The sequence below is a fragment of the Oceanobacillus caeni genome, assembly GCF_042678465.1.
Classification (GTDB): domain Bacteria; phylum Bacillota; class Bacilli; order Bacillales; family Amphibacillaceae; genus Oceanobacillus; species Oceanobacillus caeni.
In genome coordinates this window covers 34,002-43,321 of record NZ_JBHTKV010000023.1, presented here as the reverse complement: position 1 = coordinate 43,321, position 9,320 = coordinate 34,002, and the positions used below count along the sequence as shown (strand labels likewise).

Sequence of the window (9,320 nt, the reverse complement as noted above, 5' to 3'; positions counted from 1 at the left end):
AAAGTTCAAATTAAATCTTAGTTAGAGTATAAAATAGCCCATACCTTAATACTAGGTGTGGGCTATTTGACGCTTACTTTAATCCAGCCCAGAGTAATAAATTTCTTATCAATTCAATTTATATAAAATATTATACTAAATATTATGTTAATTTAAATCACTATTAGCTATTTAAAGGAGTGTTTTAATGTTATTAAATCATGCAATACACAAGACATTTGATGATTTTGAGTAGGTATATGAATACCACTTTGACGATAAAAACGGTACATTAATTGAAACTGATAAAGAACTAAAGCCAGGGCAAGTTGTTATTTTACGAGATGTAAATGATTATGCAATTATAATTGAAACAGTATGGGAGAAGGATGGAAAGCAGTTTTTTCCTTATGATACTGCGGAGAAATTTGTAGTTCGAGGCAGATTGCCAAGGAATAGGGATTGAATGGATAAACAGAGGGGAAAGAAAAGTAGGGGGATAATTATTAAGAACTCAATATTATCATTTGCAATAGTATTAGTTTTGCTTTCTTCCAAGTTCTCCATAAAAGATATATTTAAATAGTCTTAACCCCTGTCATTGCTGTGTTTTGTTAAAGAAAAGCACAGAAATCGTGTCAGTGCAATCTACTTCTTGTATTTTAGCGATTCATTGTATTTACTTCTCGCTAACATTAAGCACAAAATCCATTATGACCATCCATTTCTTAAGTTGTCATTTTTTATTGTATTGCATTACAATAAAAGTATATGGTAGATGTGGTAAACAGTAAATATTGTTTTTTCACTAAACTAATCTTTTGAGTGGTTTTATTTTCATCCTTATGATTTATTATCTTTTAAGGAGGGTAAACTCATGAGTACTCCCCAATTTGATAGAAAACTATCATATTCTGATTACTTATTATGGGATGATGAAGAACGTATTGAGATTATTGATGGTATCCCTTACAACATGTCCCCCACACCTTCTACAAAACATCAACAGGTTTCTATGAATTTGTCTTTTCAACTTATGAATTTCTTTAAAGAGAGAAATTGCCAGGTGTTTGCTGCCCCATTTGATGTACGATTATTTTCTAAAGGGAAAAAGAATGACGAGGTATTTAATGTTGTGCAGCCAGATATTTCTGTTATTTGTGATACAAATAAGCTTGATGACCAAGGATGTATAGGATCACCAGACTTCATTATTGAAATTCTTTCACCTTCAAGTGTAAAAATGGACAAAATAGTGAAAAGGAATTTGTATGAGAAGGCAAACGTAAAGGAATATTGGATAGTAGATATACTGAACAAACTTATAGAAGTTTATTATTTGGATAGTAAAAATCAATATGGTAAGCCACTCTTCTTTACGATAGAAGACGATATAAAATCTTATTTTTTTGGAGGACTAGAAATAAACCTTAAAGAAATATTTTGAAATATGGATCCTGTCCCCGTGCTTCTAAGTAGTGCTTGCCACCGCTCGAATAGGGCCATTGACTAGTTTTCAGTTGCTTAAAAAAAGATTGTTGTCACAGACATTAGAGTAATAGTAAAAGAGAACCTCCTATCAGGCTAGGAAATTCTCTTTTTTTATATCAACTCATCTGTACATGATGCAAGTGTGCAAACATCCCATCACGTGCAAGTAGTTCTTCATGACTGCCTTCTTCCTCAATTCCATCTTTGCTTACCACCATAATGCGGTCGGAATTCTTTATCGTTGCCAGCCGGTGGGCGATGACTAAGGTTGTACGGTCTTTTGCCAAATCACTTAGTGCTTTTTGAATGATTGTTTCTGTTTCCGTATCTAATGCAGATGTTGCTTCATCTAGGATTAGAATAGGCGGCTTCTTTAAAAACATGCGGGCGATGGCAATCCGCTGTTTCTGGCCACCAGACAGTTTCAAACCACGCTCACCGACCTGTGTTTCGTATCCATCTGGTAATTCCCTAATAAACTCCTCCATATGTGCCTGTCTTGCTGCGGCTTCAATTTCTTCATCTGTCGCATGTAGATTTCCATAGGCGATATTTTCACGAAGGGTACCTGTAAACAAGAAGACATCCTGCTGGACAACACCAATTTGCTGCCGCAATGACTTTTTCGTTATATCACGAATATCGATCCCGTCAATGGTGATGCTACCTCCTGTGACATCATAGAATCTTGGAATCAGCGAGCATATTGTTGTTTTTCCAGCTCCGGAAGATCCTACAAAGGCGACGGTTTGTCCTGCTTTAATGTCAAAGCTCAGCTCGTTCAACACGGGAGCTTGCGTTTTTTCATAACCAAATGTCACATGATGAAAGGAAATGTCTCCTTTTAACGTTTCAACTTCTTTCGCGTTTTCTTTATCTTTCACATCCGGGGAAACGTCCAGTAAATCAACAAAACGCTGAAAGCCAGCCATCCCTTTCGGATACAATTCCAATAACGCGGTGATTTTTTGGATAGGATTGAATAGTACATTAACATATAATACAAAACTGACAAGTCCCCCGTAGGATAGTTGTCCATTAAAGGTTAGCCATGCTCCAACGACAAGGACGAGTAGTGTAATCAGACGCATCAGCATATAGATATTGGAATGGACGAGCGCCATCACTTTATATGCTCCAATTTTTGTTTTTCGAAAACTATTGTTATCTTCTATAAAACGGTCCATTTCAAATGTTTCATTCGTGAAAGATTGGACAACTCTCACGCCAGACACCGCATCCTCCACACGGGCATTAACACCGGCTATCTTCTCATACATCTTCTTCCATGCTTTGTTCATCTTTATATTACTAAAAGCGATAAGGAAAATAAGAATAGGAACGGCAATTAATATAATGAAAGCAAGTAATGGGTTGACGGTAAACATAATAATAAATGTACCGACAAAAGTCATGATAGCAATGAAAAAGTCTTCTGGCCCATGGTGTGCGAGCTCACCGATATCAAATAAATCATTGGTGATGCGGCTCATAATATGTCCAGTTTTGGTATTATCAAAAAATCGGAATGACTGTCGCTGAACATGGCGAAACAAGTCCTCTCGCATGTCTGTTTCGATGTTCACGCCAAGTTTATGACCAAGATACGTTACAATATATTGTAAAAATGTACTTAATAAATAGACGAGCAACAATAAAACACTAACCGTTACAATCAGATTCCAGTCATTCCCTGGTAGCAGTTCGTCAATAAACCACTGTACAGCAATCGGAAATGCCAGTTCCAAAATCGCAACAATGACTGCAGCTGTAAAATCTATAATAAATAACCGCTTATGCGGCTTGTAATACGAGAAAAAACGGCGTAGCAAACAACACACTTCCTTTTCTTTAATCTATAAAACTAAGATTATGCTTAGTTTTTATTAGTTTTAATTATAATGGCTTTACCTTTGATCTGTACCATTTTCATTGAAAGGCTGGACACTATATTTCTATTTAACTATTTAATCATATCAAACCCGCTATTAACCTTCTTTCTGCTCTGATTATACATCATGACAGAAAAAGAGAAGAAAAGCAATATGGAGAGTTACTCCTATAAGATTGACCAAAACTGTAAGAGATGTCGTTGTTGGATAAGGGGAAGGACTAGCTTAAATGTTTCCTATCCCCATATTTTCTGCAATTGCTTAATCTCCTTCTCATGTGGCACTACTTCTTTAGGAGTTTCCAAAATAAAGGGAATTCCTTTCAACTTAGGGGTTTTCATTAATTGATCAAATTGGTCTTCTTTAATGTACCCACCTTGAAAAATAGGAGCGTGTCGATCTTTTCCTTCTCCGCTTGGATATTTGGAATTGTTGAGATGAATGACTTTTAGTTCATCAAAATAGCCTAAGTCCTTTCCTTTTTGAATAACTTCCGCCCAATTATCTCCATTCCATAAACTACAAGAAAAGGCATGACATGTATCCAAACAAAATCCAATCTTCTCTGGGTAATCACAAAGTTTTCGAATTTGTACGAGTTCTTCTAATGTCGTACCAATGGTTCCTGGCACTCCTGCGTTGTTTTCTAACAATATTTTAGCCTGTCCATCCCACTTGGATAAAACGTCATTAAGTACTTCGATCATTAATTGATAGCTTTCGATTAACGTTTTATTTTTAAGGTGTTTACCAAAATGAACAACTGCACCTATCGAACCACAGGCTTCTGTTATTCCCAAATCATTTAAGAGGGAACGGATAACCTGCTCACGCTTTTTCACGTCATGGGGAGTTATACTCGTTGGATATGGTGTATGGCTGACAGATAAAATATTATTTTCCTCACAAAACGTTTTACATAAAGCAGCATCATCTTGATTAAAGTCTTTGATGGACAGACTTCGTGGGTTTTTCGGGAAATATTGAAATGCTGCAGCACCCATTTTGAATGCCTTTTTTGCCGCTCCTAAATATCCGTCTCCAATGGAAAGATGACAACCAAATTTCATATTTATTCTCCTCGTTTAATGCTGGCAGTTGTTACAAAAGTATGTTTTTCGTGACGAGATTTCTTTTTGGACAATGGGTGCATGACATCGTGGGCATGCTTCTCCTTCCCGGTTATGAACGAACATTTGATAACCACCTGTTTTATTATCTTCCTTATAAAGGGGATCCATGTACCCACCTTGCTGGATGCCAAGGTGAAGAATATATCGCGTTGACTCGAATAGGTTGTTAATCTGAGCTACATCTAAATCTGGTATGTTTTTATCTGGCAATAAATGTGCATGCCAAAGAATTTCATCGGAGTAACGATTTCCGATACCGGCTATAAACTCCTGATTTAGCAGTGTAGATTTTAATTTGCCTCTTTTTTTATTCATCATGTCCCTAAATGAATCCAAAGAAAAATTAGGATTAAGTGGTTCAAATCCAATGTCTTGAAATTCCTGGTCAACCATTTCTTGTGATAAAAGATGCAAGTAACCAAGCCTAAGACCTATAAAATAAAGATGCTGATTTCCAAAAGATAACTGCACTTGTACCGTCCGATCTGGCTTATCATGTTCATCTCCGTAAAACATTTTTCCACCTAGCATAAGATGTAAAAGTAAACATGACCCATTTTGAAGCTTAAATATTAAATACTTTGCTCGTCTTTGAATGGTTTCTAGTTTCTGGTTTTCTACTTGAGCTTTAAATTGGTTAATTGGAACATTAATGGTTTTTTCGCGATTAATCGTTACTTCTGTGATCTTTTTGCCGCCAATTAATGGTTGTAGTAAAGATTTGTATGTTTCCATCTCGGGTAATTCTGGCATAATCGGACTCCTCCAACATTTTGTGTACTACCATTATTCCCTCGATATGGATAAGTTATGAGTGGATCTAATCTCGAAAAGACAACTCTAGCTAAGCTCCATTTTTGGTTGCATAATATTGGTTTGTCAGTCATGATGATTGCCATTGGTTTAGCTATTGCAGGTGTAAGCCCGATACTTTTATCGATAAGCAAAATCCAGTAGTAGCAGCACTCCTATGTAAAATGGGATTAAACCCAGCAAAGATGGAGTTAATTTTTGGATTTTTCGAAACTTACCTAAAGTTAAACGAAAAGGGGAAAAACAAATGAATGAGAAAGTTGCGAAATTACCAAAAGAAGAAGCGGATCGCATTCTAGAATTACCTAATTCTTATTTGGAAAAGGGGATTGAAATAGGTAAAGAAAACGAACGAGAAAAAGTAGTGCAAAACATGCTGAAAAGGGCCTGCCCGTTGAACAAATTGCGGAGTTATCGGGAATAAGTGTAAAAAATGTGATTAAGATAAAAGAAAAGTTAAGTGGTGGAAACTAGGTAAGATGGAGATAGTGCATATGTTGCCTATCCCCATTTTTCCTTCAATAACCGAATCTCTTTTTCATTCATGGGGTACTTTTTCCGCTATCCAACGCGCTGCCCAACCACATCTTGGTGGAAATATTGATTTAATATTATGAGAAATAATACCCAAATGATTTACATCGTAGTGAACGTTATTCGGGTATTTATTTTCTACAGAAGTATGTTGAAATTCAGGAGTAAGAAAATTCGCTACTCTGCGTTATCACCAAAAACGCATAATTGAATATAATCCTACTCAACCATGCGTCATTTGAAGATATTATTTTTTTCGAGCTTTAATAAATCCGTCCACAGCATCCCACACTAAACCGATAACAAGCAGAATGATAATCCAAAATGTTAACTGATCCCATACCTTATTTACAATGTCAAACGCTTCAGATCCAACTGTAACCACACCGGCTTCTGCTAATTCGTTCATAAATTCAGGATTCCAAAAATCAGGGCCATTTATTATAAATACTATCGCGGCCATGGAAACTGCATTCACAATGATCGTAACAATTGCTAACTTATATGTCCATTTTCCTGAAACGAGTTTTAGGCATTCTTTTAAAATTCCGAACCCAAATAGGAGAATGATAAACATCAAATACGAACCATACGTTTGCTCATTCAAGAATGGAACAACACCAGTAAATTCGTCTTGGAATACCCAAATTCCAAAATAGTCACTGGAAAAGGCGAGAAATGCAATAAAAATAGCGTAAAAAATAATTCCTGCTATGGATTCACCACGTTTAATTTGTCTCTTTTCATCTGGAATTGGTGGTAAATCGGATGGTTTCCATTCCTGGCCGATTAAATCCTTTCGCTTTACCTCCCCGGATCGTTCACCTATCGCAAAGCTAAATGTCGTCCAACCGAAAGCCATCGGAAGGGAAGTAACCAGTGAAACAATCATATCAATAAAATAATCTAGAATAGAAATGGGATCTAAAATAGTTTGGATTAAAAAGCCGATACCAATACCAGCACTTACCACAATAAGAACAATCTTTAATACTAAAATATAGGAATCAAAAAGTTCCGGACCAATTAAATATTTCTTAGTACCCCGATATTTTTCTGCTAATTCATTTGGGCTACCAAGTTCCAATAATACATCCTCAACATCACTTTCTTTTATATTCGCAATACCAACTCGTTCTTCCAACATATCTTCAATTAATCCACGAAGCTCATCAGCAATGTCTTTTCGTTGAGCTTGTGGCAGCTTTTGGGTAACCGCATAGATATACCGATCAATGGTCTCCATTCTTTTCGTCCCCTTCATTTTCAATAACATGATTTAAGCTGGAAACGATGCTTTTCCATTCTACAACCAGCAAATCAAAAACTTCCTTTCCCGTTTTACTCAGTAAATAATATTTCCTCGGTCTAGCCTCATTCGTATCCCATTGACTATCTAAAAGACCCTGTTTTTCTAATCTTCTTAGCAATGGGTATAATGTTCCAGGCTCAACAGGTATCCCCTTTTCGCTTAGCATCGTTACGAGGGAATATCCATATTGGGCTTCAGAAAGTTGGCTTAGTACACCAATCGTAATGGTACCTCGTCTCAATTCCTGCAACAATTTATCTAAATGTTCCTTTGCGTCAGCCACATAATCAACTCCTGGATTTATTATAATGTATGATGCACACTATTGTAAAGTGCACATTAATGTTGCTTATAAAATGTACTAAAGAGAAAATGGTCTTATTAATGTGGTTTTGATATTGAGATAGAATTCTTTGCCCCTTTGGATTTTGTCTAAAGGTTTACAGCCACTTTAATTTGGGGCCGAATTGCCTTTTTAGGAAAAAGTTGCCCTTTCTTAAGTTGTTATATTTTATTGTAATGCATTAAAATAAAAGAAAAGCGAGGTGATCCTGTGATTTATGAGTTAAAAATTACATTACGTCTTTTAGATGAATCTGTTTTTCGTAAAATTCAGGTTGACGGAAGGATAACTTTTTATGATTTACATCATATACTACAAATTGCATTTGACTGGGATAATTATCATTTACATGACTTTTCCGTTACGAAGACAAATGGGACTAGGGTAGAGGATGTGTCGATTACGCCAAATAGTGAGAAAGAAGATAATTTTTTCATCATGAACGATGAATATGATGAAAAGAAAGAAAAAATATCTGATTGGTTTAAAATGGCGAAAGATACTGTTATCTATACATATGATTTTGGTGATGACTGGAGACATGAAATTACTTTACTAAAAAAGATAAAGCCCGAAAAAGGGGTCAAGTATCCACACTGTGTTGATGCTGAATATTTGGCACCCGAAGAAGATAGTGGGGGTCAATTCTGTTTAGGGGAAGCTGAACCGGAGGATATAGACCGAAAGTGGTAAAACGGATCCTTTTTTATTTTTTTCGATCTTTGATAAATCTGGAGTAAATATAGATAAATGTTGTAATTTTTAGTATAATCGAATAGAGTTACTATCAAAATTTAGAAAGGTTGTAATCTATTGGAATCATCATTATTTGTCCTCGAAAGAAAACCCCCTTACATTGACCACGACCGCTTGTTCAAGGAGTTAATTCAGACCTTTTTCCAAGAATTCATCGAGGCGTTTTTCCCCGAAGAGTATTCCTACATCAATTTTTCCACAGCAAGATTCCTAGAACAAGAAATATTTACGGATATTATAAAAGGTGAGAGGCGAAGAATTGATATCTTAGCCGAAGTTAACTTCAAAGGAGAAGATAAAATACTTCTTATTCATATCGAACCACAGTCTTACTACCAACAAGAATTCCATGAACGTATGTTTATTTATTATTCCCGTCTCTACGAAAAACATCGCAAACCCATTTTACCAATCGCTATTTTTAGCTATAATGATCGTAAAGAAGTCCCTGAACAATTAACCGTGAAGTTCCCAAGCCTATCTGTATTAGAATTTCGTTACCTTAAACTTCATTTGATTAACAAGAACTGGCGTCAATTTATCCATAAGGACAATCCGGCTGCAGCTGCACTACTCAGCAAAATGGGATATACGGAGGAAGAACGTGTACAAGTAAAACTGGAATTTTTGCGTATGGTTAGTCGAATGGAATTAAATCCGGCAAAAATGGAGTTAATCTACGGTTTTTTTGAAACATATCTGAAGTTAAACGATAAGGAGGAAGAACAAATGAATAAAGAAGTTTCGAAATTACCAAAAGAAGAAGCGGATCGAATCCTTGAACTACCCAATTCTTATATAGAAAAGGGAATTGAAATTGGAATAAAAGAGGGAATTGAAAAAGGAATTGAAAAAGAAAGAGAACAAGTAGTTCACAACATGCTGAAAAAAGGGCTATCCCTTGAACTAATTGCAGAAGTGTCGGGGTTAAGTATAGATAAAGTAGTAAAGATAAAAGATAATTTGGATGGCGAAATTTAGTTATCCGGATGGGCTGGTGCAATGGGATTTCGTATCAGCCCCTTTTATTTAATTAAAAGAAATGTGTTTTTATAGATCTAGACAAA

Annotated in this window: 9 protein-coding genes; 4 read left to right on the top strand and 5 right to left on the bottom strand. The window is 35.8% G+C overall.

The features are described from left to right. The first annotated feature begins 856 nt into the window (after positions 1–856). Positions 857–1,426, top strand: a complete 570-nt coding sequence (locus ACFQ18_RS14280) for a Uma2 family endonuclease (protein ID WP_204798814.1) — start codon at positions 857–859, stop codon at positions 1,424–1,426. A gap of 160 nt (positions 1,427–1,586) precedes the next feature. On the opposite strand, the gene ACFQ18_RS14275 is transcribed toward ACFQ18_RS14280, so the two are convergent. The 3 genes from ACFQ18_RS14275 to ACFQ18_RS14265 all read right to left on the bottom strand — a co-directional run bounded on the left by ACFQ18_RS14275 (position 1,587) and on the right by ACFQ18_RS14265 (position 5,248). Continuing rightward, positions 1,587–3,302 (bottom strand): ABC transporter ATP-binding protein, encoded by a 1,716-nt coding sequence (locus tag ACFQ18_RS14275; protein ID WP_204798815.1) that lies wholly within the window; start codon positions 3,300–3,302, stop codon positions 1,587–1,589. Positions 3,303–3,598: 296 nt separating this feature from the next. After that, a complete protein-coding gene (locus tag ACFQ18_RS14270) occupies positions 3,599–4,432 on the bottom strand; it encodes a deoxyribonuclease IV (protein ID WP_204798816.1) in 834 nt (277 codons plus the stop codon). Between the two features lie 15 nt (positions 4,433–4,447). Next, positions 4,448–5,248, bottom strand: coding sequence for an Fpg/Nei family DNA glycosylase (locus ACFQ18_RS14265; protein ID WP_204798817.1), 801 nt, complete (start codon positions 5,246–5,248; stop codon positions 4,448–4,450). 307 nt (positions 5,249–5,555) lie between these two features. Between ACFQ18_RS14265 and ACFQ18_RS14260 the strand changes: the two genes are divergently transcribed. Next, on the top strand, positions 5,556–5,732 hold the full coding sequence (locus ACFQ18_RS14260; RefSeq protein ID WP_204798818.1) for a hypothetical protein: 177 nt from the start codon (positions 5,556–5,558) through the stop codon (positions 5,730–5,732). A 357-nt stretch (positions 5,733–6,089) separates the two neighbouring features. On the opposite strand, the gene ACFQ18_RS14255 is transcribed toward ACFQ18_RS14260, so the two are convergent. Continuing rightward, the gene (locus ACFQ18_RS14255) at positions 6,090–7,088 is read right to left on the bottom strand and encodes an HAAS signaling domain-containing protein (RefSeq protein WP_204798819.1); all 999 of its coding nucleotides are present in this window, start codon (positions 7,086–7,088) and stop codon (positions 6,090–6,092) included. Further along, a complete protein-coding gene (locus ACFQ18_RS14250) occupies positions 7,075–7,437 on the bottom strand; it encodes a helix-turn-helix transcriptional regulator (protein ID WP_204798820.1) in 363 nt (120 codons plus the stop codon). The genes ACFQ18_RS14255 and ACFQ18_RS14250 overlap by 14 nt, the downstream gene beginning before the upstream one ends. A gap of 270 nt (positions 7,438–7,707) precedes the next feature. On the opposite strand from ACFQ18_RS14250, the gene ACFQ18_RS14245 reads away from it, so the two are divergent. Next, the gene (locus ACFQ18_RS14245; RefSeq protein ID WP_204798821.1) at positions 7,708–8,190 is read left to right on the top strand and encodes an IS1096 element passenger TnpR family protein; all 483 of its coding nucleotides are present in this window, start codon (positions 7,708–7,710) and stop codon (positions 8,188–8,190) included. Positions 8,191–8,310: 120 nt separating this feature from the next. Further along, the gene (locus ACFQ18_RS14240; RefSeq protein WP_204798595.1) at positions 8,311–9,234 is read left to right on the top strand and encodes an Rpn family recombination-promoting nuclease/putative transposase; all 924 of its coding nucleotides are present in this window, start codon (positions 8,311–8,313) and stop codon (positions 9,232–9,234) included. Positions 9,235–9,320 lie beyond the last annotated feature (86 nt).

Coding starts and splice junctions, on each gene's coding strand:
- ACFQ18_RS14280 (WP_204798814.1), top strand. CDS start 857: ATGAGTACTCCCCAATTTGATAGAAAACTATCATATTCTGATTACTTA.
- ACFQ18_RS14260 (WP_204798818.1), top strand. CDS start 5,556: ATGAATGAGAAAGTTGCGAAATTACCAAAAGAAGAAGCGGATCGCATT.
- ACFQ18_RS14270 (WP_204798816.1), bottom strand. CDS start 4,432: ATGAAATTTGGTTGTCATCTTTCCATTGGAGACGGATATTTAGGAGCG.
- ACFQ18_RS14255 (WP_204798819.1), bottom strand. CDS start 7,088: ATGGAGACCATTGATCGGTATATCTATGCGGTTACCCAAAAGCTGCCA.
- ACFQ18_RS14265 (WP_204798817.1), bottom strand. CDS start 5,248: ATGCCAGAATTACCCGAGATGGAAACATACAAATCTTTACTACAACCA.